Source organism: Stutzerimonas stutzeri (assembly GCF_000952685.1).
In the GTDB taxonomy this organism is placed as follows: Bacteria; Pseudomonadota; Gammaproteobacteria; order Pseudomonadales; family Pseudomonadaceae; genus Stutzerimonas; species Stutzerimonas stutzeri_E.
Genome location: NZ_JYHV01000007.1, coordinates 1 through 24,284, shown reverse-complemented (window position 1 = coordinate 24,284; position 24,284 = coordinate 1). Strand labels below are relative to the sequence as shown.

23 protein-coding genes and 1 pseudogene are annotated in these 24,284 nt (G+C 62.2%); 15 read left to right on the top strand and 9 right to left on the bottom strand.

Translation table 11 applies throughout. From position 1 onward, the window contains the following. The first annotated feature begins 41 nt into the window (after positions 1-41). Both UF78_RS02310 and UF78_RS02305 read left to right on the top strand, forming a co-directional pair. The gene (locus tag UF78_RS02310) at positions 42-524 is read left to right on the top strand and encodes a GNAT family N-acetyltransferase (protein WP_045160448.1); all 483 of its coding nucleotides are present in this window, start codon (positions 42-44) and stop codon (positions 522-524) included. A 70-nt stretch (positions 525-594) separates the two neighbouring features. Beyond that, positions 595-1,122: a hypothetical protein gene (locus UF78_RS02305; RefSeq protein ID WP_045160447.1), complete on the top strand. Its 528-nt coding sequence runs from the start codon at positions 595-597 to the stop codon at positions 1,120-1,122. Here the strand turns inward: UF78_RS02305 and UF78_RS02300 are convergent, their stop codons facing one another. After that, entirely contained in the window at positions 1,123-2,088 is a 966-nt protein-coding gene (locus UF78_RS02300; RefSeq protein WP_045160445.1) for a magnesium transporter CorA family protein, read from the bottom strand. Positions 2,089-2,241: 153 nt separating this feature from the next. Between UF78_RS02300 and UF78_RS02295 the strand changes: the two are divergent. From UF78_RS02295 to UF78_RS02285, 3 genes and pseudogenes are all read left to right on the top strand, one after another. Continuing rightward, positions 2,242-2,499 (top strand): annotated as a pseudogene (locus UF78_RS02295) (hypothetical protein); the annotation flags it as partial. An 80-nt stretch (positions 2,500-2,579) separates the two neighbouring features. Continuing rightward, entirely contained in the window at positions 2,580-2,825 is a 246-nt protein-coding gene (locus UF78_RS02290) for a TIGR02647 family protein (protein ID WP_045160442.1), read from the top strand. Between the two features lie 197 nt (positions 2,826-3,022). Next, the gene (locus UF78_RS02285) at positions 3,023-5,854 is read left to right on the top strand and encodes a class I adenylate cyclase (protein WP_045160440.1); all 2,832 of its coding nucleotides are present in this window, start codon (positions 3,023-3,025) and stop codon (positions 5,852-5,854) included. A 30-nt stretch (positions 5,855-5,884) separates the two neighbouring features. Here UF78_RS02285 and rnk read toward each other — a convergent pair whose 3' ends face one another. After that, positions 5,885-6,292 (bottom strand): nucleoside diphosphate kinase regulator, encoded by a 408-nt coding sequence (gene rnk, locus UF78_RS02280; protein ID WP_045160438.1) that lies wholly within the window; start codon positions 6,290-6,292, stop codon positions 5,885-5,887. Positions 6,293-6,462: 170 nt separating this feature from the next. Further along, positions 6,463-6,795, bottom strand: a complete 333-nt coding sequence (gene cyaY / locus UF78_RS02275; RefSeq protein WP_045160437.1) for an iron donor protein CyaY — start codon at positions 6,793-6,795, stop codon at positions 6,463-6,465. A 199-nt stretch (positions 6,796-6,994) separates the two neighbouring features. Between cyaY and lptM the strand changes: the two genes are divergently transcribed. From lptM to UF78_RS02245, 6 genes are all read left to right on the top strand, one after another. Beyond that, on the top strand, positions 6,995-7,135 hold the full coding sequence (lptM, locus tag UF78_RS02270; RefSeq protein WP_045160435.1) for an LPS translocon maturation chaperone LptM: 141 nt from the start codon (positions 6,995-6,997) through the stop codon (positions 7,133-7,135). A gap of 12 nt (positions 7,136-7,147) precedes the next feature. Further along, positions 7,148-8,395, top strand: a complete 1,248-nt coding sequence (lysA, locus tag UF78_RS02265; RefSeq protein WP_045160433.1) for a diaminopimelate decarboxylase — start codon at positions 7,148-7,150, stop codon at positions 8,393-8,395. A gap of 10 nt (positions 8,396-8,405) precedes the next feature. Further along, on the top strand, positions 8,406-9,236 hold the full coding sequence (dapF, locus tag UF78_RS02260) for a diaminopimelate epimerase (protein WP_045160432.1): 831 nt from the start codon (positions 8,406-8,408) through the stop codon (positions 9,234-9,236). Continuing rightward, positions 9,233-9,928 carry a DUF484 family protein gene (locus UF78_RS02255; RefSeq protein ID WP_045160430.1) on the top strand — a complete coding sequence of 232 codons (696 nt, stop codon included), beginning with the start codon at positions 9,233-9,235 and terminating at the stop codon, positions 9,926-9,928. Before dapF ends, UF78_RS02255 begins: the two co-directional genes overlap by 4 nt. Before the next feature lie 103 nt (positions 9,929-10,031). Then, on the top strand, positions 10,032-10,931 hold the full coding sequence (gene xerC, locus UF78_RS02250) for a tyrosine recombinase XerC (protein WP_045160428.1): 900 nt from the start codon (positions 10,032-10,034) through the stop codon (positions 10,929-10,931). Further along, a complete protein-coding gene (locus UF78_RS02245) occupies positions 10,928-11,623 on the top strand; it encodes an HAD family hydrolase (protein WP_045160426.1) in 696 nt (231 codons plus the stop codon). The genes xerC and UF78_RS02245 overlap by 4 nt, the downstream gene beginning before the upstream one ends. 77 nt (positions 11,624-11,700) lie before the next feature. Here the strand turns inward: UF78_RS02245 and sutA are convergent, their stop codons facing one another. From sutA to glnK, 5 genes are all read right to left on the bottom strand, one after another. Next, complete coding sequence (gene sutA / locus UF78_RS02240; RefSeq protein ID WP_045160425.1) at positions 11,701-12,030, bottom strand: transcriptional regulator SutA; 330 nt, start codon at positions 12,028-12,030, stop codon at positions 11,701-11,703. A 74-nt stretch (positions 12,031-12,104) separates the two neighbouring features. Then, positions 12,105-12,530, bottom strand: a complete 426-nt coding sequence (locus UF78_RS02235) for a secondary thiamine-phosphate synthase enzyme YjbQ (protein ID WP_045160423.1) — start codon at positions 12,528-12,530, stop codon at positions 12,105-12,107. Between the two features lie 95 nt (positions 12,531-12,625). Beyond that, on the bottom strand, positions 12,626-13,879 hold the full coding sequence (locus UF78_RS02230; RefSeq protein ID WP_045160422.1) for an ammonium transporter: 1,254 nt from the start codon (positions 13,877-13,879) through the stop codon (positions 12,626-12,628). An 81-nt stretch (positions 13,880-13,960) separates the two neighbouring features. Next, the gene (locus UF78_RS02225) at positions 13,961-15,277 is read right to left on the bottom strand and encodes an ammonium transporter (RefSeq protein WP_045160420.1); all 1,317 of its coding nucleotides are present in this window, start codon (positions 15,275-15,277) and stop codon (positions 13,961-13,963) included. Between the two features lie 164 nt (positions 15,278-15,441). Then, a complete protein-coding gene (glnK, locus tag UF78_RS02220; RefSeq protein ID WP_003096476.1) occupies positions 15,442-15,780 on the bottom strand; it encodes a P-II family nitrogen regulator in 339 nt (112 codons plus the stop codon). Between the two features lie 391 nt (positions 15,781-16,171). Between glnK and UF78_RS02215 the strand changes: the two genes are divergently transcribed. The 3 genes from UF78_RS02215 (at position 16,172) to UF78_RS02205 (ending at position 20,126) form a co-directional block, all read left to right on the top strand. Further along, positions 16,172-16,435 carry an accessory factor UbiK family protein gene (locus UF78_RS02215; RefSeq protein ID WP_045160570.1) on the top strand — a complete coding sequence of 88 codons (264 nt, stop codon included), beginning with the start codon at positions 16,172-16,174 and terminating at the stop codon, positions 16,433-16,435. A gap of 33 nt (positions 16,436-16,468) precedes the next feature. Next, complete coding sequence (locus UF78_RS02210) at positions 16,469-17,968, top strand: YifB family Mg chelatase-like AAA ATPase (protein WP_045160419.1); 1,500 nt, start codon at positions 16,469-16,471, stop codon at positions 17,966-17,968. Positions 17,969-18,158: 190 nt separating this feature from the next. Further along, a complete protein-coding gene (locus UF78_RS02205; protein ID WP_045160418.1) occupies positions 18,159-20,126 on the top strand; it encodes a BCCT family transporter in 1,968 nt (655 codons plus the stop codon). Positions 20,127-20,162: 36 nt separating this feature from the next. Here the strand turns inward: UF78_RS02205 and UF78_RS02200 are convergent, their stop codons facing one another. Then, positions 20,163-21,800: a putative bifunctional diguanylate cyclase/phosphodiesterase gene (locus UF78_RS02200; RefSeq protein WP_045160417.1), complete on the bottom strand. Its 1,638-nt coding sequence runs from the start codon at positions 21,798-21,800 to the stop codon at positions 20,163-20,165. A gap of 263 nt (positions 21,801-22,063) precedes the next feature. Between UF78_RS02200 and rep the strand changes: the two genes are divergently transcribed. Beyond that, on the top strand, positions 22,064-24,073 hold the full coding sequence (gene rep, locus UF78_RS02195) for a DNA helicase Rep (RefSeq protein WP_045160416.1): 2,010 nt from the start codon (positions 22,064-22,066) through the stop codon (positions 24,071-24,073). Positions 24,074-24,284 lie beyond the last annotated feature (211 nt).

Here is a 24,284-nt window from a genome sequence, read left to right as displayed (position 1 = left end):
CGCCGCCCGTCCAAGCCACACGTTCAGCTGGAAGTCTGTACATGCCCTTGAATATCCGTCATGCCACCCGAGAAGACGCAGCGTTGATCCTGCGCTTCATCACCGAACTGGCGATCTACGAGCGCGCCGAGCACGAGGTCAAGACTGAAGTCGCTGGCATCGAAACCAGCCTGTTCGCAGAGAATGCCAGCGCCAGTGCGCTGATCTGCGAGAGCGATGGCCAACCGATCGGTTATGCGGTGTATTTCTTCAACTACTCGACCTGGCTCGGCCGCAACGGCCTGTACCTCGAAGATCTTTACGTCACCCCCGAGGCTCGCGGCACCGGTGCCGGCAAGGCGCTCCTCAAATATCTCGCGCGCCTTGCGGTGTCCCGTGGTTGCGGGCGCTTCGAGTGGTCGGTATTGGACTGGAACGAGCCGGCGATTCGTTTTTACGAATCACTGGGTGCGCGCCCGCAGGACGAATGGACGACCTATCGCCTGACGGGCGACGCGCTGCAGGCGCTGGCAGAGCAGGTCTAAGATCGACTCAAGGGGGAACTCGACCGACCGGATAGCGCCAAACGCGTTAATGCCCGAGTTGCTCCCCCTTATGACCGACCTCAAAACGCTGTTGCTCAATCAGGACACCGTAGGCGCTGAAGTCTTCGACTCGCCGAAGGAACGGTTGAATTTCTATCGTTCGGAGATTCATTTCGAGTCGACGCTACTGGCCAGCCGCACCAGCGGCTACCTGTCTTCGCAGTCGTTTCTGATGATTGCCTTCGCCTCTTCCATGGCCAATACCAATCCCGACTGGGGAAGCCTGTTCAGGCTGGTTGTGCCGAGCGTGCTAGCGCTGCTTGGACTGCTCACCTCGCTGCATGCGATACCCGGCATCCGGGCGAGCTTCGACGTGATAGAGCGCTGGCATCGCAAGCAGGCCGAGCTGCTGCAGACCGAAGGCAATGTCGGCCTGCTACCCAACCACGATTCTGCCCTGTTCGGCGAGGGAAATAGCCCGCCGGGAGGAGAGCGCTACAAACGTACACTGCTGTTCTCGCTGCGCACGCCCGTCATTTTTGGCGCCGTTTGGGCGCTGCTGGGCGCATTCTGCATCGTTCTTTATTTCTTCGGCTGATCAGAGCCAGTCGCGGAACTTGAACCAGGCATAGGGAATGATCGCGGAGACCACCATCATGCCCAACGCCATGGGGTAGCCGAGCGACCAGCCAAGTTCGGGCATGCGCTCGAAGTTCATGCCGTAAACCGTCCCCACCAGCGTAGGGGGCAGGAACAGCACCGCGGCGATCGAAAACACCTTGATGATGCTGTTCTGCTCGATATTGATCAGGCCCAGGGTGGCATCGAGCAGGAACGCGATATCGCCGAGCAGGCGTGCCTGGTGCTCGCCCAGTGATCGCACGTCCCGCTCCAGCGCCTTCAATAGGCCCTTGGCGACGCCCTGTTTGGGCTCGTCGGCATGCAGACGATAGAACGCGATCAGTCGACTCGAACTGAACAGGCTTTCGCCCAGCTGCGACAGCAGCGAGCGATGCTGCCCGAGCTGTTGAATGATCTGCTGCAGGTCCCTGCGGTGCTCCTTTCCTTCATCGAAGATGCGCCGCGACAAGGCCTGCAATTCGATTTGCACGCTTTCCAGCACGTCCGCGATGCGATCGACCACGGCGTCGGCCAAGGCGAGGAAGATCTGATGACTGGTGGCGTAGTTGGACGGCTGCCGTGAGCTCTTGGATTCGAACTGGCGAAACGCGCTGAGTTCGCTGTACCGCACCGTCACCAGGCGGCGCTTGGTCAGCACGAAGGTCACCTCGGCATTTTCCGGGCGCCGATCGGCGATCCCCATCACCACCGTGGTGGTCATGAAGATGGCGCCGTCCTCGTCGTAGAACCGCGACGAATCCTCGATTTCCGCCAGTTCTTCGCGGGTCGGAATATCCAGCCCCAGTTCCGACTCGACAAAGCGCTCTTCCTGTTGATCAGGCGACAACAGGTCGATCCACAGCACGTTATCGGGCAGCGTCTGCAGGCTTTCGGCAACGCGACGCACCAGCGCGCCATTTTCAAGGCAGTACAGAGTGATCATTGCTGCGGTCGTGCTCCTTGATGGTCCATAGTAGAAATAGAGACCGGCCCAAGCGAAGCGTTCAGAGGTTCGCGGCTGGCGCCAGCTTGCCGGGACTCGCCGAAACCCGCTATCGAGATTTTTCCTGACGAGAGTTGCGACATGAACGATGCCACGTCCGATGAAGATGAAAGCTTCGCCGAAGAAACCCTGATCCAGGCGATCGAAAACCAGCTCGAAGCCGGCGAGCCTGCCGCCGCGCAGGCTACGCTGAACAAACTGACCCTGGTCGGCTACGAACGCGACGAGATTCTCAAGCTGATGGCCCTCGTCCTCGCCCGCGAGATTCGGCAGATGCTCGAGCAAGACCGCGCATTCGACGTCGAGAGCTACGAAACGCAGCTGCGCAATCTGCCTGATCTCGCCGAATAGGCGAAGAGTGCGGCACGTCGCGGCGCACAGCATCTACACTTCGCAAACCGGGCCAAGGCCCACCACCCGAAGGAACAGTCATGTCCTATACCCCCGAACTGGTAGCCGAGCTGGAAATCCTTAGCCTGTTCAACCTCGACAACACACTCGAAGGTCTGAAAGTCCATCAAGACGCCGATCAGGCAGCGATCGCCGCTGCTCGCCGGCTGCATACCAAAGGCCTGACCACTCAACCCGACGGCGGCTATCTGACCAGCCTCGGCCGTGACGCAGCCGAGCACGCGCAAGCGCTGCTGACGATCCTTTCGGAAACCGTCCCGGCCTGAATTCGTTCGGTTCTTCGCGAGAGCACCGCGCCGACTGAATTGCGCCATAGCGCAACCGTTCTGTCGGCCGGCAGCGATTGTTGCTGTTCTTCCTCTTCCTGCCTTGCGTTTTTCCTCCGGCCTTCAGCCATGTTATTTTTCCGCCCTTTCTGCCTCGCTCAACAGGCGGATCCCAATCGCTTTCACGAACAATCTGAATGACCCGCCACCAGGAAATCCGCCCCGTTCTCGAAGAGGGTATCGACCGCAAGGTACTCGGCGTCCTGCGCGACCGCTTTCTGTCAGTGAATGCCGGACGCCTGGAGCGTACCCGGCTGGCGATGTCGCCACGTCAGCAAGCGGTGCTCAAATTGTTGCCGCTGCTGTTTCATGTCAATCACCCGATTCTCCCGGGGTATGTGTCGGGAACCACGCCAGCTGGACTGGCCGGCTTCGAACCGGACGCCGAAACCCTCGCCGAAGCTCAGCGCCTGAGCCGCTCGTTCGCCTACAAGCCCCTGCGCGGCAAACCACCGCAGCCGATCCTCGGCCTGTTCCTTATGGGCAGCCTGGGTACCGTTGCCCAGGGCGAGCAAAGCGATCTGGATGTCTGGGTCTGCCATGATCCAGAGCTGCCTGCACCTCGGCTCGATGAGCTGCAGCGAAAGTGCGAGCAGTTGCAGGCCTGGGCCGCGACCCAAGGTAGCGAGGCGCATTTCTTTCTGGTCGACCCGGTGCGTTTCACCCAGGGTGCGCGCGAAGCGAAACTGACCTCCGATGACTGCGGCACCACCCAACACTACCTGCTACTCGACGAGTTCTACCGCACCGCCATCTGGCTCGGTGGCCGCACACCGCTTTGGTGGCTGGTGCCGGATTACGAAGAGCATCGTTACCAGGATTACGTCCGCACCCTGCTAGATAAACGCTTCGTGCGCAGCGACGAGGTGCTGGATCTCGGCAGCCTCGGCAATATCCCGCCGGGCGAATACCTAGGTGCGGGCCTCTGGCAGCTGTACAAGGCCATCGAATCGCCCTACAAGTCACTGTTCAAGTTGCTGCTGGTCGAGGTCTACGCCAGCGAGCATCCTCAGGTGCGATGCCTGAGCCTTGATTTCAAACAGGCGGTTTACGCCAACCGCCTGGAACTGGACGACCTCGATCCCTATATCGTCGCGTACCGCCGGATCGAAGCCTATCTGGTCGAACGCGGCGACATGGAACGCATGGCCCTGTTACGGCGTTGCCTGTATTTGAAGGTCAACAAGCCCCTGAGCAATCCGCCAATCGGTCGCCGCAAGAGCTGGAAGCGACACCTGCTTGAACGCCTCACCCGCGACTGGGGCTGGGACGAGCGACAGTTCGCCCTGCTCGATCGTCGCAGCCAGTGGAAAACCCGACAGGTTGATCAGGAGCGCCGAGCGCTGGTCAACGAGCTGACTTATGGCTATCGCTTCCTCAGCGAATTCGCCCGACGCCTGCAGATCACCAGCAGCATCAACGGGCGTGATTTCGGCGTGCTCGGCCGGCGCCTGCATGCAGCCATCGAGCGCAAGGCGGGCAAGATCGAAGCGATCAATCTGGGCATCTCGCCTGACATGGCCGAGCACAGCTTGACGCTGGTGCAGGGCTACGACGCGGCCTCCGATATCTCTTGGGCGCTCTATGAGGGCAATCTGAACGCCCAGGAAGTCACGAACCACTCGCCGCTGAAGCGCTCGCGTGATCTGATACCGCTGCTCGGGTGGTGTCATCGCAACGGCATAGTCGATAGCGCCACCCACGTCGCGCTACACCCGGGCGATAGCGGATTGAGCGAAGCCGAGCTGTTCTCCTTGCTGACCGATCTGCGTCAGGCCTTTCCCATGCCGCCACCTGCCGTAGCCGAGGATGCACTGTTGACGGCGGCGGTACCGACCCAGGTGCTGCTGCTGGTGAATATCGGACTCGACCCGTTCAGCCCTGAGCACCCGCTCTCGCCCGACGAGCGCAACGATCCGTTCGGCTATGGCGCAGCGCGGGAAAATCTTGTCCTGAGCATCGATCGCCTCACCCTGAATAGCTGGAACGAGCTGATCGTCAGTCGCTACGAGGGCGCTTCGGCACTGCCCGATTGCCTGCGCGATTACCTTGACGAACTGCCCGCGCGCGGTGTTCGCCCCGCTCTGCAGGTGCGCTGCTTCTGTCGCCACTCCGGCCTGGCCATCGCACGGCGGGTGGAAACGCTCTTCAGCGACGCTCAGAGCGGCCTCGACGAAGCGAGCGACGGCCGCTACCTGCTGCAGGTACGCCAGCATTTTCACGTGCTCGACCTGACTGCAGGCAACGTCCATCACACGAAGCTGAGCGACCTGCAGGCCGTGGTCGAACATTTGGGCGAGGCACACCAGCGCGCTCGCCCGCTGCGCGTGGATCGACATGCCTTGGAAGGCCAGGACCTGGCGCTGATCCTGGCCCAGGCCAGAGCGCAATGCCTACAGGTGTTCTATCGCATCCAGGGAGCGATGGCGGAGCTGACGGTGTTGGACGAATTCAATGCCCTGTGGCGTCAGCAGGTGCCGTATCGCGACGAGCAGACCCTGCTGACGCCATTGCTGCGCTTCCTTCAGTCGGTGAGCTACCGCCGCACCACTCAGCTGCCGTTCGAAGAAAGCCGTCTGGCGGCCATGGACATCCTCTTCTACCGGCTACAACAGGCTTCGCCGGATCGCCCCTTGGCTGTCGAGCGCCGAGCGGCACCGCGCGAGGAAGCCAGCGATCCGCTCTACGACATCCAAGCGATCATCGAACCCAGCGAAAAGGGCCGCTCGCAGGTAGCGCTGTATTGCAACCATCAGGAGTTTTCCAGCCTGGAATATGGCGCCGGGCTCTTCGCCGCGGTAGCTCGCTACATCCTCGCCCAACGGAGCGGTGGCGAACGTTATCCCTGCTACATCACCGACCTGGATCTGTCCGGTCTGCACGGTGGGGGGAGAACCCAGACCGTGCAGCATCTGCGCTACAAAGCGCATCTCGAAGCAGCGCTCAATCAGGCACTGGGGTCGGTCTGAACGGACGCGACGCGAGGACTAAAACGCTCGTTACAGACCAACGTCGCCGGCCGCTTCAGGTTGGTACTCGACCGCCAGCAACGTGAGTTTGAGCACCTTGCCGCCAGGGGTCGGCCAATCGATGTGCTGGCCGACACTCATGCCCAGCAGGGCGGTACCTACCGGCGCCAATACCGATACGGTGCCCTCCTTTCCGGCATCCTGCGGGAAGACCAACGTAAGATGGTAGTCCTTGCCGCTCCCCTCCTCGCGGCAATGGACGCGCGAGTTCATCGACACCACGCCAGCAGGCAGCTCGCTACGCTCGACCACCTGGGCACGCGACAACTCTTCTTCGAGCGCCTCGGCGGCCGGACCGTAGTCAGCCAGGCTGTCGAGCAGCCGCTCGAGCCGCTGCAAATCAGGTTGAGTGATGATAATGGGCGGTGCACTGGCCATGGTTCCGGGTGAGCTCCTGTAAAAAACGTCGGTGGGTAAAAAAGCAAAACCCCGCCCGAAGGCGGGGTTTTTTAACCTGCACTCGACCCTATCACAGCTCATTAAATAAGCAAGGGTGCCGGAAAAATCACGGCCCAGGTACGGCGACCCGGCTCAGGCAGCGTCTCGCATCACAAGTCTTCGAATTCGAGCGCCTCGCCCCCCTGCTCCTGCGTAACCCGGGCCAATAGTTCACCGAGTCGCTCGTCGTTGGTGTCACAGATCCACAACGACGCGGCTTCGTCGTAATCGAAGTGGAAGCCGCCCGAACGCGCGGCCACCCACAGTTGGCGCAACGGCGGCTGACGGCTGAAGATCAACTGCGTGCCGTTTTCGAAACGCACGGTGAGAACGCCACCGGAATTGTCCAGATCGACATCCATGCCGCTGTGATCGAACACATCCTCGATTTCTTCCTGCGCGGCATCGACAAGATCGTGAAAGCGGGCTTCGCTCAGACTCATGAATCGTTTTCCTCGGTGCGGTTTTGTACGGCGGGACAGGGCCGCCGACGATGCCGACGAGCTTAGCAGGCCACCGCCGCGTCTAGCGAGCGGCTGTCGGAGCGGTCGCCCGATGTGGCTGCCGACGAGCGCGGCCACATAGGCAATCCGGTAGGTGCTGGGTATACTCCGGCCCATCGATTTTCAAGGATTGCCCCCGATGAAGCGTCTACTGCTTCCACTTATTGCACTCGCGGTTCTCGCTTCCGCACTTAGCGGCTGCGGCCAGAAAGGCCCGCTGTATCATCCGGACGACGAAGCAACCGCCAACGAACGTTCCAAAGACCGTTTCGAACTGTAAAGGAGGCATTCCATGGAGGCCTTCTCGTACCGCGACGGTCAACTCTTCGCGGAGGGCGTGGCGCTGCCCGCTCTCGCGCAGCGCTTCGGCACCCCTACCTACGTCTATTCGCGCGCCCATATCGAGGCCCAGTACCGCGCCTATTCCGACGCGCTGCAAGGCATGCCGCACCTGGTCTGCTTCGCGGTCAAGGCTAACTCGAATCTAGGCGTGCTCAACGTACTGGCTCGCCTCGGTGCCGGTTTCGATATCGTGTCGCGCGGTGAATTGGAGCGCGTGCTGGCAGCAGGCGGGCAGCCTGAGCGTATCGTGTTTTCCGGCGTCGGCAAGACCCGTGATGACATGCGGCGCGCGCTGGAAGTCGGCGTGCACTGTTTCAACGTAGAATCCACCGACGAGCTCGAACGTCTGCAGCAGGTCGCTGCCGAGCTCGGTGTAATGGCGCCGGTGTCGCTACGGGTCAATCCCGATGTGGATGCCGGCACCCATCCGTATATCTCCACCGGCCTCAAGGAAAACAAGTTCGGCATCGCCATTGCAGACGCCGACGCGGTCTACGGCCGCGCTCACGCGTTGAGCAACATTGACGTGATCGGCGTCGATTGCCACATCGGCTCGCAGCTCACCACGCTGCCACCGTTTCTCGACGCGCTAGACCGCTTGCTGGCACTCATCGATCGTCTGGCCGTGCGGGGCATCCGCATTCAGCACCTGGATCTGGGTGGCGGGCTCGGTGTGCGCTATCGCGAAGAGCAACCGCCGCTGGCCGGCGATTACATACAGGCGGTGCGCAAGCGCATCGACGGGCGCGACCTGGCGCTGGTGTTCGAACCCGGTCGCTCGATCGTGGCCAACGCCGGTCTGCTGCTGACGCGTGTGGAGTACCTCAAGCACACCGAACACAAGGACTTCGCCATCGTCGATGCGGCGATGAACGATCTGATCCGCCCGGCGCTGTATCAGGCCTGGATGGACGTGGTGCCCGTGCAGCCACGCGAGGGTGATGCGCGTCACTACGACATCGTTGGCCCGATCTGCGAAACCGGTGATTTTCTCGCCAAGGAACGCCCACTGGTCCTGGCCGAAGGCGACCTACTGGCGGTTCGTTCGGCTGGTGCCTACGGTTTTGTCATGAGTTCCAACTACAACACCCGCGGCCGAGCCGCCGAAGTGCTGGTGGATGGCGACGAAGTCTACGAAGTGCGCCGCCGCGAGAGCGTGCAGGAGCTATACGCCGGCGAAAGCCTGCTGCCTGCCTGAGGCCACGACGATGCTTTTGCGTTTTACCAAGATGCACGGCCTGGGTAATGATTTCATGGTCATCGACCTGATCAGCCAGCACGCGCATATCCAGCCGAAACACGCCAAGCAATGGGGCGATCGGCATACCGGCGTGGGCTTCGATCAGCTGTTGCTGGTCGAGCCGCCGCACGATCCCGATGTTGATTTCCGCTACCGCATCTTCAACTCGGACGGTTCCGAAGTGGAGCAATGCGGCAACGGTGCGCGCTGCTTCGCACGCTTCGTGCTCGACAAGCGTCTGACCATGAAGCGGCAGATTCGCGTCGAGACCAAAGGCGGGATCATCGAGTTGGACATCCGCCCCGACGGGCAGATCAGTGTCGACATGGGCCCTCCACGTCTGGTGCCGGCCGATATTCCGTTCCTGGCTGATGGCGAAGCCCTGAGCTATCCGTTGAATGTCGACGGCCAGCAGTTAGAGATCGCCGCGCTGTCCATGGGCAACCCACACGCCGTGTTGCGGGTGGATGACGTCACCACCGCGCCGGTGCATGAACTGGGGCCGAAGATCGAGCACCACCCGCGCTTCCCGCAGCGAGTCAATGCCGGTTTTCTGCAGGTGGTTGACCGCCAGCACGCGAAACTGCGGGTTTGGGAACGTGGCGCTGGCGAAACCCAAGCCTGCGGCACCGGCGCGTGCGCCGCAGCGGTCGCTGCGATTCGCCAGGGCTGGATGGACTCACCCGTACAACTCGATCTACCGGGTGGCCGTTTGTCCATCGAATGGGCAGGACCAGGGCAGCCGGTTATCATGACCGGTCCCGCCGTTCGCGTTTTCGAAGGACAAGTTCGCCTATGACCGAGCAAAACCAGGATAAGCCGCACCTGCCGGACGCCGAAACCGTCGTGGCCTATCTGCGCGCCCATCCGGAATTCTTTGTCGATCACGACGAGTTGATTCCCGAGCTGCGCATCCCCCACCTGCCCGGCGGCGCCGTGTCGCTGGTCGAGCGGCAGGTGAAGCTGCTACGTGAACGCAACATCGAAATGCGCCATCGCCTGTCGCAGCTGATGGATGTGGCTCGCGACAACGACAGGCTGTTCGACAAAACGCGCCGGCTGGTCCTCGACCTGCTGGACGCCAACAGCCTGGAAGAAATCATCGGCGCGGTGGATGAAAGCCTTCGGCATGAGTTCCAGGTGCCCTATGTCAGCCTGATCTTGTTCAGCGATTCGCCGTTGCCGGTTGGCCGCAGCGTGACCGCCGCCGAGGCGCAGCAGGCCATTGGCGGCCTGCTCGGCACCGGCAAAACCGTCTGCGGTGTACTGCGCCCACATGAGCTGGCGTTTTTGTTTGGCGAAGAAGAAAGCAGCGGCATCGGCTCGGCCGCCGTGGTTGCGCTCAACCAACAGCAAGGCATCCTGGCGATCGGCAGCCAGGACCCGCAGCATTACAAGAGTTCGCTGGGCACGCTGTTTCTCGGCTATATCGCCGAGGTGCTGACGCGCGTCCTGCCGCACTACTCAGCACCGCTGCGCTCGGTACGTTAGACGCCGCTGGACGCTGGAAGCCAATGCACGAACCACGAGCACTTCGTCCGGCTTCTACGTTCAGCTTCCAGCTGATGGCTGCCTCTTATCGAAGTGAGCCCTGATGCAGAACGATCTCGACGCCTATTTCGAACACCTGCGCAGCGAGCGGCAGATGTCGCCTCACACCCTCGATGGTTATCGGCGCGATCTAATCAAGGTGATGAACTTCTGCCACAAGCAGCACCTCGAGCGATGGGCCGAACTGAAAAGTCCTCAGGTTCGCCAGCTGATCGCCGAACAGCATCGCCAAGGTCAATCCGGCCGCAGCCTGGCACGTCTGCTGTCGTCGTTGCGGGGCCTTTATCGCTATCTCAACGAGGAAAAGCGCTGCGCCCATGATCCGGCGGCCGGTATCTCCGCGCCCAAGGGCGAGAAGCGTCTGCCGCGCCTGCTCGATACCGATAGAGCGATGCAGCTGCTCGACGGCGGGATTGAGGACGATTTCATCGGCCATCGCGATCAGGCCATGCTCGAACTGTTCTATTCGTCCGGTCTGCGTCTGGCCGAGCTGGTCGGTCTCAACCTCGATCAGCTCGATCTGCCGGCCGGTCTGGTTCAGGTTCATGGCAAAGGCAACAAGGAGCGTGTGCTACCCATCGGTCGCAAGGCCCGTGAAGCGCTGCAGGCCTGGTTACCACTGAGGACGCTGAGCAATCCAGCCGATGGCGCGGTCTTCGTCAGCCAGCATGGTCGGCGCCTCGGGGCTCGCGCGGTACAGCTGCGGGTACGCCAAGCCGGCGTGCGAGAGCTCGGCCAGCATCTTCACCCGCACATGCTCAGGCACAGCTTCGCCAGCCACATGCTGGAATCCTCCCAAGACTTGCGCTCGGTGCAGGAGTTGCTCGGTCATGCCGACATCGGCACCACGCAAATCTATACCCACCTGGACTTTCAGCATCTGGCCAAGGTCTATGATCAGGCGCACCCGCGAGCGCGCCGCAAACAGGACAGCGAGCCATGAGTATTCAGCTGATCACCTTCGACCTCGACGACACGCTTTGGGATGTCGCGCCCGTCATGCGCGGCGCCGAAGCGACCCTGCGCGATTGGCTAGGACGCAATGCGCCACGCCTGGGCGACTTCACCACTGAAGCGCTGTGGGCCATCCGTGAGCGGCTGCTGCAAGCCGACCCTATGCTCAAGCATCGCCTCAGCGAGCTGCGCCGGCAGATACTGTTCAACGCACTGGAGCAGGCCGGCTACCCGCCGGGCGAAGCCAAAGAGCTGGCCGAAGCGGGTTTCCGGGTCTTTCTCGAGGCGAGACACGCTGTCGAGTTATTTCCCGAGGTGCACCCCACACTGGAGCTGCTCGCCAATCGCTACATGCTCGGCGTGCTGACCAACGGTAACGCCGACGTCAGCCGGCTGGGGCTGGCCGACTACTTCCGCTTCGCCCTCTGCGCCGAGGAGCTCGGGGTCGGCAAGCCCGACCCACATCCGTTCCGCGAAGCGCTCAAGCGGGGCGGCGTGGAGGCCACCCACGCGGTGCATATCGGCGACCATCCCAGCGACGATATCGGCGGCGCCCAGCGCGCCGGCATGCGTGCGATCTGGTTCAACCCCGGCGGAGTTGAGTGGCAACACGCCGGCAGACCCGACGCTGAAATCGGCAGCCTGTCCGAATTGCCGCCATTGCTCGACCGCTGGCACTGAGCGCAGCGCGATCAAAACGCGACATCCTGATTCACAAAAAAGCCCGCAATAGCGCGGGCTTTTTCATGGGCGGCGATTCAAATAGGCCGACTGCCGTATTTGCTGTCCGGCTTTTTCGGCGGATCGGCGACTACATTGGGCTCGACTTCCTGCACACGTCCTCCCCGCGCCAAAAATTCCTCCATGGCGCGCGCCAGCTCATCGCGTTCGCGCTGCTTGGCCTCCAGACTTGGCAGCTCGTCGACGACGACAGCCTTGGCCTTGGCCTTCTTGGTCGTTGGAGTGGCGCGCTCGCTGTCGGTCCCCTCTTCATCAGCGAGATCGTCGCCGTCGTCGGCAGCAGCCAGCTCCTCGTCATCTTCCTCGTCGTTAACGTCCAGGTCTTGTTCTAATTCTTCGTCGCTCATGTTCAACCTCGTACCTTGCCAAAGCGGAAGTTATAGCCCAGCGATGTGATTTGTTCGCCATCGCCAAAAAAAATTCAACTTGCCATTCCGTACAGCGTTGCAAGGATCTGCCTGGAGCCGCCCTGATCACGGTGCTCGCCCAGATAGATACCCTGCCAAGTCCCCAATGCCAATCGCCCCTCACTGACCGGCAAACTCACCTGGCAACCGAGCAGGCTCGCCTTGAAGTGTGCCGGCAGATCGTCCGGCCCCTCGTAATCATGTTCGTAACCATCCTGACCCTGCGGCACCAGGCGGTTGAAGAACCGCTCGAAGTCGCGCCGCACCGCGCCGTCGGCGTTCTCGTTGATGGTCAGCGAGGCCGATGTATGACGCAGCCACAGGTGTAACAGACCGACCGGGCATTGTTGCAGTTCCGGCAGTTGTGCAAGCAGCTCGTCGGTAACCAGGTGAAAACCGCGCGATTTCGGGCGCAGCGTGATCATCGTCTGTTGCCACATGCCGGAGCCTCTGCGATCACCTGAACGGGCGCATTCTAGCGCGGCGCCAGAAAAAACAAAGGGCGCCATAGGCGCCCTCGTCATTAGATTGCAGGTCAACGTTTACTGGTGAACTCCGGGTAGGCTTCGAGGCCGCACTCGACCACATCAACACCCTCGTATTCCTCCTCTTCGCTGACACGCAGGCCGAACACGGCCTTGATGATGCCCCAGACGATCAGGCTGGCGATGAACACCCAGGCAAAGATCGACACCAGACCCAGCAGCTGCGCTCCGAACGAGGCGTCCGCATTGGTCAGCGGTACGGCCAGCAAGCCCCACATGCCGACAACACCATGCACCGATATAGCACCGACAGGGTCATCAAGCTTGAGCTTGTCCAGGCCAAGGATGCTGAACACTACCAGTACGCCGCCCACACCACCGATCAACACGGACTGCAGCGCGCTCGGGGTCAGCGGCTCGGCGGTGATGGCGACCAGACCGGCCAGTGCACCGTTGAGGATCATGGTCAGATCGGACTTGCCGAACAGCAGGCGCGCTGTGATCAGTGCCGCAACTAGGCCACCGGCAGCCGCCATATTGGTATTGGTGAACACCTGAGCGACCGCGTTGGCGTCTTCGATGGTGCTCATCTTCAGTTGCGAACCGCCGTTGAAGCCGAACCACCCCATCCACAGGATGAACGCACCGAGGGTCGCCAGCGGCAGGTTGGCGCCGGGGATCGCGTTGATCTGACCGTTCGGGCCGTATTTGCCCTTGCGCGGCCCCAACAGCAGCACGCCAGCCAGAGCAGCGGAAGCGCCGGCCATGTGCACCAGACCGGAACCGGCGAAATCGAGGAAACCAGCCGCGTCGAGGAAACCACCGCCCCATTTCCAGAAACCCTGCACCGGGTAGATGATGCCGGTCATCACCACTGCAAAGGCGATGAAAGCCCAGAGCTTCATCCGCTCGGCCACCGCACCAGAAACGACCGACATGCAGGTCGCAGCGAATACCACCTGGAAGAAGAAGTCCGCGCGCGTCGAGTAGTAAGGCGCGTCTTCGCCGCCGGCGGCGACCACGTCTACCGCGTTCTCATCGCCGATCAGAAAGCCCAGGCTCGGCAGAATGCCGCCGTCCGGACTGGAATACATGATGTAGTAACCGATCAGCAGATACATGATCGACGCCACGGCGTAGAGCACGATGTTCTTGGTGAGTATCTCGGCGGTGTTCTTGGCCCGGACCAGACCGGCTTCGAGCATGGAAAAACCGGCCGCCATCCACATCACCAGCGCGCCGCAGATAAGGAAGTAGAAGGTATCGAGTCCGTACTGAACGGGTATCAGTGCTGTGCTATCCATTTGTTATCACCTTTTGCCGAGCGCCTCACGACGCTGTTCGGTTAAAGGCGCCCGGGTTGGCTCCGGGCGCACTCCGTGTGCTTACAGGTTGTAGCCACGCTCGTTGTGCAGGCTGAGGTCGAGGCCGATGGTTTCCTCTTCTTCGCTGACCCGCAGCCCCATCACCACATCGATCACCTTGAGAATCACGAAGGTGACGATGGCGGTGTACACGACGGTGAACAGCACACCCTTGAACTGGATCCACAGCTGCAGCGCGATGTTGTCCACTTCACCGAAGCCGCCCAGCGCCGGAGCCGCGAACACACCCGTCAACAACGCACCGACGATGCCGCCGACGCCATGCACGCCAAAGGCGTCCAGGGAGTCGTCGTAACCGAGCTTGCGTTTCAGACTGGTGGCACAGAAGAAGCAGATGGCGCCAGAGGCCAGACCGATGATCAGCGCACCCATCGGGCCCACGGTGCCGGCAGCCGGGGTAACGGCAACCAGACCGGCAACCACGCCCGAAGCGATGCCCAGCGCGCTGGGTTTGCCGTGAGTCAGCCACTCGGCGAACATCCAGGCCAGTGCCGCGGCAGCCGTCGCGATCTGGGTAACCAGCATGGCCATGCCGGCGGTGCCGTTGGAGGCCAGTGAGGACCCGGCGTTGAAGCCGAACCAACCGACCCACAGCATCGCTGCACCAACAAGGGTCAGGCCCAGGTTATGCGGCGCCATCGGCGTGGTGGGGAAGCCCTTGCGCTTGCCGAGCACGATGCACGCCACCAAGCCTGCGATACCGGCATTGATGTGCACCACGGTGCCGCCGGCGAAGTCGAGCACCCCCCAATCCCACATCAGGCCGCCGTCGCCACCCCAAACCATATGCGCGATGGGCGCATAGACCAGGGTGAACCAGACACCCATGAACACCAGCATCGCGGAGAACTTCATACGTTCGGCGAAGGCACCGACGATAAGCGCCGGAGTGATGATGGCGAAGGTCATCTGGAAGGTGATGAACACGCTCTCCGGCACGGTACCGGTGAGGCTGTCCGGCGTCAGCCCGCTGAGGAAGACACGCCCCAGACCGCCAACGAAGGAATTGAGATTGGTGACCCCCGCTTCCATGCCAGCCGTGTCGAAGGCCAGGCTGTAACCGTAGACCATCCAGAGGATGCTCATCAGGCCAGTGATGGCGAAGCACTGCATCATGACCGACAGAATGTTCTTGGAACGGACCATGCCGCCGTAGAACAGTGCCAGGCCTGGAATCGTCATGAACAGCACCAGCGCAGTGGCTGTGAGCATCCATGCCGTGTCACCTGAATCAAGCGTTGCCTCCTGCGCCATGGCGATGCCGGGGCTGATCAGAGACAAAAGGGCTCCTAGCCCTGCGAATTTTCGCAGAGTCATGGTTTTACTCCTGGGGCGTGGGGTTCGTAGGCCTGCTAGGCAGGCAATCGCAAAACGATCGAGATCGTGCGTGGCAGCGAGAAATCAGACTCGGTTGGCTTGGCTGATTTCGGCGAACTCGGGCGTCTCCGCCCGGTCAATCGCTCCCTACGCGACGAAGCCGATCAGATCGCGTCGGTATCGGTTTCGCCTGTCCGGATGCGGATGGCCTGTTCCAAATTGACGACGAAAATCTTGCCGTCACCGATCTTGCCGGTATTGGCCGCCTTGGTGATGGCTTCGATCACCCGATCGAGCTGATCGTCGGCAATCGCCACGTCGATCTTCACTTTCGGCAGAAAATCGACCACGTACTCGGCACCGCGATACAGCTCGGTATGGCCTTTCTGGCGCCCGAAACCCTTGACCTCGGTGACTGTGATGCCTTGAACACCGATCTCGGACAGCGACTCGCGTACGTCGTCCAGCTTGAACGGCTTGATGATGGCAGTGACTAGTTTCATGAAACTCTCCCGTTAGGTGGACTTGCCCCAGAAGTACGAACCCGGCTCAAGTCTAAGCTCAGTGTCTGGCTCTTGTAACGCGCCGGCGTGGCCGAGCGACTCCCGACACCATCAACCGATCCGACGAAACGTCCCGAATCGCCTGCGCACCGCAACGCTCTGGTGCATCGTCATGGCCCTCCAAGCAGAATCGGTGCCAGTTTGCTGGAAAGCGCGGTCTGGTGCGTTCCGCGACGCCGGGATGCCGTGGTGCCTGTAGCGAACCAGCGCAACCGCGCACCAATACCGCGCACAACGACGCAGGCGTCTGCCCATAATCGTGCATGCTGGTAAAAAATGACCGCGGACGGCCCGTGTTACACTGCCCGCCGCTCAGAAACAGGTGATGCTCATGTTTCCACCCAAAGCTTTTCTCGACGCCATCGGCTCCCAGGCTTCGCGCCTGTTCAACGGCGAAACGCCACTACCCCGCCCGGAAATCGAAGCCCAGCTGAAAGGGATCGTGCAGGGCGCGCTGAGTAAGCTGGATGTCGTCAGTCGTGACGAGTTCGACAGCCAGATGGTCGTCCTGGCCCGCACACGGGCGCGGCTCGAAGCGCTCGAGGCCAAGGTCGCCGAGCTGGAAGAAAGACTGGTGCCCCCCGCCTCCGAATAAACCCGGTGGCGACACGATCAAAGGAGTGATCGAATGTCCCTTGCCATTGTTCATAGCCGCGCCCAGGTGGGCGTCGAGGCGCCCAGCGTCACCGTGGAAGCCCACCTGGCCAACGGCTTGCCCTCGCTGGCGCTGGTCGGGCTGCCGGAGACCGCCGTCAAGGAAAGCAAGGATCGTGTGCGCAGCGCGATTCTGACCTCCGACTTTGACTTTCCTGCCCGCCGTATAACCCTCAATCTCGCCCCGGCGGACTTGCCGAAAGACGGTGGCCGCTTCGATCTGGCCATCGCCCTGGGTATTCTCGCGGCGAGCGGTCAGATTCCCCCGGACCGCCTCGATAGCCTCGAATGCCTGGGCGAGCTGGCACTGTCTGGAGCGCTACGCCCGGTTCAGGGCGTTCTGCCCGCCGCACTGGCCGCACGCAAAGCCGGACGTGCTCTGCTGGTACCACGCGCCAATGCCGAGGAAGCCAGCCTGGCCTCTGGCCTGGTGGTCTACGCCGCCGATCATTTGCTCGAGGTCGCAGCGCATTTCAATGGCGTCGCGCCTCTTGCGCCGTTCGAAGCCCAAGGTTTGCTGCGTCAACTGTTGCCCTATCCCGACCTGGCCGAGGTGCAAGGCCAAGTTGCTGCCAAGCGCGGCCTGCTGGTCGCTGCGGCGGGCGCGCACAACCTTTTGTTTTCCGGGCCGCCGGGCACCGGCAAGACGCTCCTCGCCAGCCGTCTTCCGGGCCTGCTACCGCCTCTGGAAGAGCAGGAGGCGTTGGAAGTCGCGGCGATTCATTCGGTCGCCAGCCAGTCACCGCTCGAGCATTGGCCGCAGCGGCCTTTCCGTCAGCCCCATCACAGTGCATCGGGACCGGCTCTGGTTGGCGGTGGTAGCCGACCGCGGCCGGGCGAAATCACCTTGGCGCACCAGGGCGTGTTGTTTCTCGATGAGCTGCCGGAATTCGATCGCAAAGTCCTGGAGGTGCTCCGCGAGCCACTGGAATCAGGCTGCATCGTTATTGCCCGGGCACGGGACAAGGTGCGATTCCCGGCTCGCTTTCAACTGGTCGCGGCGATGAATCCCTGCCCCTGCGGCTACCTGGGAGACCCGAGCGGGCGCTGCCGCTGTTCACCCGATCAGATTCAGCGCTACCGCGGCAAGCTGTCCGGGCCGTTGCTCGATCGTATCGACCTGCACCTCACCGTGGCACGCGAAGCCACGGCACTGAACGCGCCACTGGCCGGCAGCGAAACCACTGCACAGGTCGCGGCCCAGGTCGCCGAAGCGCGACGCATCCAGTTGCAGCGCCAAGGCTGCGCCAATGCATTTCTCGACCTCAGCGGTCTGCGCAGCCATTGCCAATTGCAAGCCGAGGACCAGCAATGGCTGGAACGCGCCTGCGAGCGACTCGGACTTTCGCTGCGCGCCGCGCACCGGATCCTGAAAGTCGCGCGGACCCTGGCAGACCTGCAGCAGCACACGGCCATCGGCCGTGCGCACCTGGCCGAAGCCCTGCAGTACAGACCCGGCAGCCAGGGCGGCTGAGTTACGCCCCCTCCAACGGCGATCGATTGGAATCGGTAATTCAATTGCAAACCGGATTTCCAGGCGGCCCAACCAGCGAAGCGAGGCAGTGGACGACCTGCGTGTCCGGTCGAAAGCTGACCGATATGTTAGATTGCGTCCTCTTCGCCACAGGCGGCCACTCCCTAATCGGTTATCAAAGGAGCGCAGCATGGAGGCCAACAAGTCTTCTTCCCCTACCCTCAACCCCCCCGTTTTCTACGGCTCTGCCGTTCTGATCCTGATGCTGGTGATCTACAGCGTCGCCGCCCCGGAGCATGCTCAGCGCGTCTTCAGCGATGTCCAGGCCTGGATCATCGCCAATGTCAGTTGGCTGTACATTCTTGCCGTGGCGATCATTCTGCTGATGGTCGTGTTGCTGGCCCTCAGCCGGTACGGAGAGATCAAGCTCGGCCCCGATCACAGCGAGCCGGACTATAGCTACCTCACCTGGTTCTCGATGCTGTTCTCGGCGGGCATGGGTATCGGTCTGATGTTCTTCGGCGTCGCCGAGCCGGTGATGCACTTTCTATCCCCCCCGGTCGGCGAAGGCGGCACCGTAGACGCCGCACGCGAAGCGATGAAAATCACCTTCTTCCACTGGGGACTGCACGCCTGGGCTATCTACGCCATCGTCGCGATGATCCTGGCCTATTTCAGCTATCGGCAAGGGTTGCCGCTGACCCTGCGCTCGGCCCTGTACCCGCTGATCGGTGAACGTATTCATGGCCCGATCGGCCACGCGGTGGATATCTTCGCCATCATTGGCACCGTACTCGGCGTCGCCACCTCTCTGGGTCTTGGGGTCACCCAGATCAACACCGGCTTGAACCATCTTTATGGGCTGCCGGTATCGATACCGGTACAGATCGCACTGATCGCAGGCACCACGTTGCTGGCGACCATTTCCGTGGTCACCGGGCTGGACAAGGGCGTACGCCGGCTGTCCGAGTTGAACCTGACGTTGGCGGTCCTGTTGCTGCTTTTGGTACTGATCGCCGGCCCCACCGTGTTCATCCTGCAGACCTTCGTGCAGAACACCGGTAACTACTTCTCCCAGATCGTCACCGCTACCTTCAATCTCTACGCCTACGAGCCGAACGACTGGATAGGCGGCTGGACGCTGTTCTACTGGGGCTGGTGGCTGGCCTGGTCGCCCTTTGTCGGGCTGTTCATCGCGCGGATCTCACGTGGCCGCACCATTCGCGAGTTCGTCACCGGCGTCCTGTTGGTGCCGACTGCCTTCACGTTGCTTTGGATGACGGTGTTCGGCGATACCGCGATTCACATGATTCTCTGGGACCACGTAACCAGTCTGGGTGAAGCCATCGAGCGCGACAGCTCATTGGCACTGTTCGCCTTTCTCGAGCACTTCCCCTTTGCCTCGCTGCTATCGCTGATCGCGATCATCATGGTCGTGGTGTTCTTCGTTACCTCGGCGGACTCCGGTGCGCTGGTGGTGGACATGCTCGCTTCCGGTGGCCAAGGCCAGACGCCCGTCTGGCAGCGCGTGTTCTGGGCCGGTTCCATGGGCGCGGTGGCCATCGCGCTGCTGCTCGCCGATGGCCTGACGGCCTTGCAGACCGCCACGATCGCCAGCGCGCTGCCCTTCACCCTGGTACTGCTCTGCGCCATGTGGGGGCTGCTCAAGGCGTTGCGCGTCGATGCCACCAAGCAAGGCCTGCGCTATCAGTCACTCAGCACCACGCCCACCGCGCCGCAGGAAGGCGGTTGGCGGCGACGCGTGCAGAACCTGACCAAGTACCCGCGCCGCCGCGATGTGGAGCGCTTCATCAGGGAAGTTGCGGCCCCGGCCTGTACTGCAGTGGCCGAGGAGCTGCGCCAGCAGGGCTACAGCGTAGAACTGACCAGCGGTGAGGACAACCGTACCGGGTTGGCGATCACCCACGAGGGCGCTCCCGACTTCATCTACCAGATCCGTCCGCGCGGCTATCCGATGCCGAGCTTCGTCGTCTCCGAAGAAGGTGACGAGGACGAGCGCAACTACTACCGCGCCGAGGTGCACCTCAAGGAAGGCGGACAGAACTACGATGTGATGGGCTGGAGCCGCGAGGGCGTCATCGGCGACATCCTCGACCAGTACGAGAAACACATGCACTTCCTGCACATGGTGCGCTAGCCGGCTGGGCGCCGGGTGCCGCACCCGGCGTTCGCCTCAGCCGCTGAGCTGGGCCTGATGCTCCTGATCCAGGAAGCGCTCCAGCTCCGCCAGTGGCAGCGGCTTGCTGATCAGGTAGCCCTGCACCTGATTGGCGCCGTAGCGCTCCAGCAGTTTCAACTGACCGGCCCGTTCCACGCCTTCGGCCACCACCTCTAGCCCCAGGTCATGAGCCAGACCGATCATGGCCTGGACCAGGCTGTTGTCCGCCTTGGCGCTGACCCCATCGACGAAGCTCTTGTCGATTTTCAGCAGGCTGATAGGAAGCCGGCTCAGGTGCACGAACGACGAAAATCCGGTGCCGAAATCGTCCAGCGAGAAGCGCACACCCAGCTCCGCCAGCGCGCTCATGGTCCCGCTGACCTGATCGCTGCGGCGCATCACCGCGGTCTCGGTGAGCTCGAATTCAAGCCAGCGCGGGTCCACACCGCGCTCCTCGATCAGTCGCTGCAGGGTGACCAGCAATTGGCTGTCCTGAAATTGCCGAAACGACAGATTCACCGCCATATGCAGCTCGCCGGAGCCCTTTTCACGCAGGCTCTGCATGTCGCGCAGCGCCCGTGAAATGACCCAATAGCCCAGCGGAACGATCAGCCCGCTTTCCTCGGCCATGGGGATGAACTCGTCCGGCGCCAGCAGACCGCGCGAGGCATGCGGCCAGCGCACCAGCGCTTCCAGCCCGACGATGCGGCCGGTCTCCATGCACAGCCGCGGCTGATAGTGCAATTCCAGATCATCGCGGCGCAGCGCACGGCGCAGCTCACCTTCCAGGTCCGCCAGGCTGCTGGCGCTGCGATTGACCCGCTCGTTGTAGAGATACCAGGTACACCCTTGCTTGGCCTTGGCCTGCCGCATGGCAACCTGCGCCAGCCATAGCAGCTGATCGGCATCGGTATCGGCCTTGGCGTGGGCCAGCCCGAGGCTGCAGCCGAGCATCAGGCTTTCGCCGTCGAGCCAGTAAGGCTCGGCCAAGGCTTCCACCACCCGATCGGCTACCTGCTCGGCGCGCCCGGAGCGGCGCCCGGTATCCAGTAGCAGGCCGAATTCGTCGCCACCCAGCCGCGCGATCCGGTCGCCAACCTCCAGCTGCGCCTTCAAGCGCGCCACCACTTGCAGGATCAGCCCGTCACCGGCCTGGTGCCCCAGCGCCTCGTTGACCCGGCGAAAATTGTCCAGGTCCAGCAGTCCCAGGGCCAACCCCCCGCCGTCGTGCTCCGCCAGCTCTCCCGCAAGCAACGCCTGGAATCCCTGGCGGTTCACGACTCCTGTCAGCGGGTCCTGCTCGGACAGGCGCTGCAGTGCCGCATGCAGAGCGCACCGTTCTCGTGCATAACGCAGGCTGCGGCGCAACACATCGGCGCTGAACTGCGAACCGACCAGCCAGTCGACAACGCCATCGGGCGCCTCGTCCGGCTCTTCGTCGAGCAGGAGCATGGTAGGAATGGGAAAACGGCCCGAAGCCGGACGGCGGCGCGGCGTGGTGAGCAGCAAGACGTGACCCGCTTCAGCCAGATGCGCAGCGGCGGAGGGCCAGTCATCGGCGATCAGCAGCAGGTGTTGGCTACGCAACGCGACCAGCGCGGCGTGCAAACGTTCGCCCCACTCGGGCTCGTCTGCCAGCAGAACCAGACGCATGGGTTGGATGGGCGCTGTCACGGTGTGTCCCCGGTTCGTGCGGAGCAAGAGGATGGTTGGCCACCTCGACGGCACACCTCCTTGTGCGAAGCGGAGCGGTGACTGAACAGCCTAAGGCGGTCACGGCGCGCATAGACTAGAGCATTCCTGTCCAAAACTGAGTACGGCGGGCGACGACTGGTAGGCACGAAGCCTGGTCAACGTCATCTGGCAGGGCTTGCCCTGCTAAACTCTCGCCCCCCGCTTCAACAGACCGAACGAGAATGTCCCGACTCAACCCCCGGCAGCAGGAAGCCGTGAACTACGTCGGCGGCCCCATGCTGGTGCTCGCCGGCGCCGGCTCCGGCAAGACCAGCGTGATCACCCGCAAGATCGCCTACCTGATCCAGCAGTGCGGCATCCGCGCCCAGTACATCGTCGCCGTGACCTTCACCAACAAGGCCGCCCGTGAAATGAAGGAGCGCGTCAGCAGCCTGCTGCGCGGCGGGGAAGGCCGCGGCCTGACGGTCTCGACCTTTCACAACCTCGGTCTGAACATCATTCGCAAGGAATACGCCAAGTTGGGTTACAAGCCCGGCTTCTCGATCTTCGATGAGGGCGACATCAAGGCGCTGCTGACCGACATCATGCAGAAGGAATACGCCGGTGACGACGGCGTGGACGAGATCAAGGGCTACATCGGCAACTGGAAGAACGACCTGATCCTGCCTGAAGAGGCGCTCGAAAACGCACGCAACCCCAAGGAGCAGACCGCCGCTATCGTCTACACCCACTACCAGCGCACGCTCAAGGCGTACAACGCGGTGGATTTCGACGACCTCATCATGCAGCCGGTCAAGCTGTTCCAGAACCACCCCGAGGTGCTGGAGAAGTGGCGCAACAAGGTGCGCTACATGCTGGTGGACGAGTACCAGGACACCAACGCCAGCCAGTATTTGCTGGTCAAACTGCTGGTGCAGGAGCGCGCGCACTTCACCGTGGTGGGCGACGATGACCAGTCGATCTACGCCTGGCGCGGCGCGCGGCCGGAAAATCTGATGCAGCTGAAGGAGGACTTCCCCTCGCTCAAGGTGGTGATGCTCGAGCAGAACTACCGCTCCACCAGCCGTATCCTCAAGTGCGCGAACATCCTGATCGCCAATAACCCGCACGCCTTCGAGAAACAGCTGTGGTCGGAAATGGGCCATGGCGATCCGATCCGCGTGATCCGCTGCCGCAACGAGGAAGCCGAGGCCGAGCGGGTGGCGATGGAAATCCTCACCCTGCACCTGAAGACCCAACGGCCCTACAGCGATTTCGCCATCCTCTATCGCGGCAACTACCAGGCCAAGCTGATCGAGCTGAAGCTGCAGCACCACCAGATTCCCTATCGGCTGTCCGGCGGCACCAGCTTCTTCGCCCGTCAGGAAGTGAAGGACCTGATGAGCTACTTCCGCCTGCTGGTCAATCCGGACGACGACAACGCCTTTCTACGCGTGATCAACGTGCCGCGCCGGGAAATCGGCTCGACCACACTGGAGAAGCTCGGCAACTACGCGACCACGCGCAAAATCTCGATGTATCAGGCCTGCGACGAGATGGGTCTGGCCGAACATCTCGACAGCCGTTTCACCGATCGCTTGTCGCGCTTCAAGCGTTACATGGACAACCTGCGCCAGCAATGCGCGCAGAACGACCCGATCGCCGCGCTGCGCAGCATGGTCATGGACATCGACTACGAGACCTGGGTGCGCGGGCAGACCTCCAGTGACAAGGCCGCCGACTTCCGCATGGGCAACGTCTGGTTTCTGATCGATGCGTTGAAGAACACGCTGGAGAAAGACGAAGAAGGCGAAATGACCATCGAGGAGGCCATCGCCAAGCTGGTCCTGCGCGACATGCTCGAACGCCAGCAGGACGAGGAAGAAGGCGCCGATGGCGTGCAGATGATGACGTTGCACGCCTCCAAGGGGCTGGAGTTTCCTTACGTGTTCATCCTCGGCATGGAGGAGGAAATCCTCCCGCACCGCTCCAGCATCGAGGCCGATACCATCGAAGAGGAACGCCGTCTGGCCTATGTCGGCATCACCCGCGCGCGGCAGAACTTGGCCATGACCTTTGCCGCCAAGCGAAAGCAGTACGGCGAAATCATCGAATGCATGCCCAGCCGTTTCCTCGACGAACTGCCGCAGGAGGACCTGGAGTGGGAAGGCCAGGAAGACGCGCCGGTAGAAGTGAAAGCGGCCCGCGGCAATGATGCATTGGCGGCGATGCGGGCGATGTTGAAGAAGTAACTAGGCCAGCCCGCAATGCTTCGTAGGAGCCGCGACCCCGCGGCGAATGCAGGCCGAAGGACTGCCAGGGACGAAATCCGAGCAGTTGTAGGGTGGACCACGCTTCACCGATTCACCGGGTGGCGATCCACCGGGTGGCGGTCCACCCGGTGACGGCCACCGAGGCGGAGCACGGTGGATGAAAAGAGCGTCATCCGCTCTATTACCGAAG

Excerpts from the sequence above, each read along its gene's own strand:
- UF78_RS02310 (WP_045160448.1), top strand. The coding sequence starts at position 42 with ATGCCCTTGAATATCCGTCATGCCACCCGAGAAGACGCAGCGTTGATC.
- UF78_RS02305 (WP_045160447.1), top strand. The coding sequence starts at position 595 with ATGACCGACCTCAAAACGCTGTTGCTCAATCAGGACACCGTAGGCGCT.
- UF78_RS02300 (WP_045160445.1), bottom strand. The coding sequence starts at position 2,088 with ATGATCACTCTGTACTGCCTTGAAAATGGCGCGCTGGTGCGTCGCGTT.
- UF78_RS02290 (WP_045160442.1), top strand. The coding sequence starts at position 2,580 with ATGTCCTATACCCCCGAACTGGTAGCCGAGCTGGAAATCCTTAGCCTG.
- UF78_RS02285 (WP_045160440.1), top strand. The coding sequence starts at position 3,023 with ATGACCCGCCACCAGGAAATCCGCCCCGTTCTCGAAGAGGGTATCGAC.
- rnk (WP_045160438.1), bottom strand. The coding sequence starts at position 6,292 with ATGGCCAGTGCACCGCCCATTATCATCACTCAACCTGATTTGCAGCGG.
- cyaY (WP_045160437.1), bottom strand. The coding sequence starts at position 6,795 with ATGAGTCTGAGCGAAGCCCGCTTTCACGATCTTGTCGATGCCGCGCAG.
- lptM (WP_045160435.1), top strand. The coding sequence starts at position 6,995 with ATGAAGCGTCTACTGCTTCCACTTATTGCACTCGCGGTTCTCGCTTCC.
- lysA (WP_045160433.1), top strand. The coding sequence starts at position 7,148 with ATGGAGGCCTTCTCGTACCGCGACGGTCAACTCTTCGCGGAGGGCGTG.
- dapF (WP_045160432.1), top strand. The coding sequence starts at position 8,406 with ATGCTTTTGCGTTTTACCAAGATGCACGGCCTGGGTAATGATTTCATG.
- UF78_RS02255 (WP_045160430.1), top strand. The coding sequence starts at position 9,233 with ATGACCGAGCAAAACCAGGATAAGCCGCACCTGCCGGACGCCGAAACC.
- xerC (WP_045160428.1), top strand. The coding sequence starts at position 10,032 with ATGCAGAACGATCTCGACGCCTATTTCGAACACCTGCGCAGCGAGCGG.
- UF78_RS02245 (WP_045160426.1), top strand. The coding sequence starts at position 10,928 with ATGAGTATTCAGCTGATCACCTTCGACCTCGACGACACGCTTTGGGAT.
- sutA (WP_045160425.1), bottom strand. The coding sequence starts at position 12,030 with ATGAGCGACGAAGAATTAGAACAAGACCTGGACGTTAACGACGAGGAA.
- UF78_RS02235 (WP_045160423.1), bottom strand. The coding sequence starts at position 12,530 with ATGTGGCAACAGACGATGATCACGCTGCGCCCGAAATCGCGCGGTTTT.
- UF78_RS02230 (WP_045160422.1), bottom strand. The coding sequence starts at position 13,879 with ATGGATAGCACAGCACTGATACCCGTTCAGTACGGACTCGATACCTTC.
- UF78_RS02225 (WP_045160420.1), bottom strand. The coding sequence starts at position 15,277 with ATGACTCTGCGAAAATTCGCAGGGCTAGGAGCCCTTTTGTCTCTGATC.
- glnK (WP_003096476.1), bottom strand. The coding sequence starts at position 15,780 with ATGAAACTAGTCACTGCCATCATCAAGCCGTTCAAGCTGGACGACGTA.
- UF78_RS02215 (WP_045160570.1), top strand. The coding sequence starts at position 16,172 with ATGTTTCCACCCAAAGCTTTTCTCGACGCCATCGGCTCCCAGGCTTCG.
- UF78_RS02210 (WP_045160419.1), top strand. The coding sequence starts at position 16,469 with ATGTCCCTTGCCATTGTTCATAGCCGCGCCCAGGTGGGCGTCGAGGCG.
- UF78_RS02205 (WP_045160418.1), top strand. The coding sequence starts at position 18,159 with ATGGAGGCCAACAAGTCTTCTTCCCCTACCCTCAACCCCCCCGTTTTC.
- UF78_RS02200 (WP_045160417.1), bottom strand. The coding sequence starts at position 21,800 with ATGCGTCTGGTTCTGCTGGCAGACGAGCCCGAGTGGGGCGAACGTTTG.
- rep (WP_045160416.1), top strand. The coding sequence starts at position 22,064 with ATGTCCCGACTCAACCCCCGGCAGCAGGAAGCCGTGAACTACGTCGGC.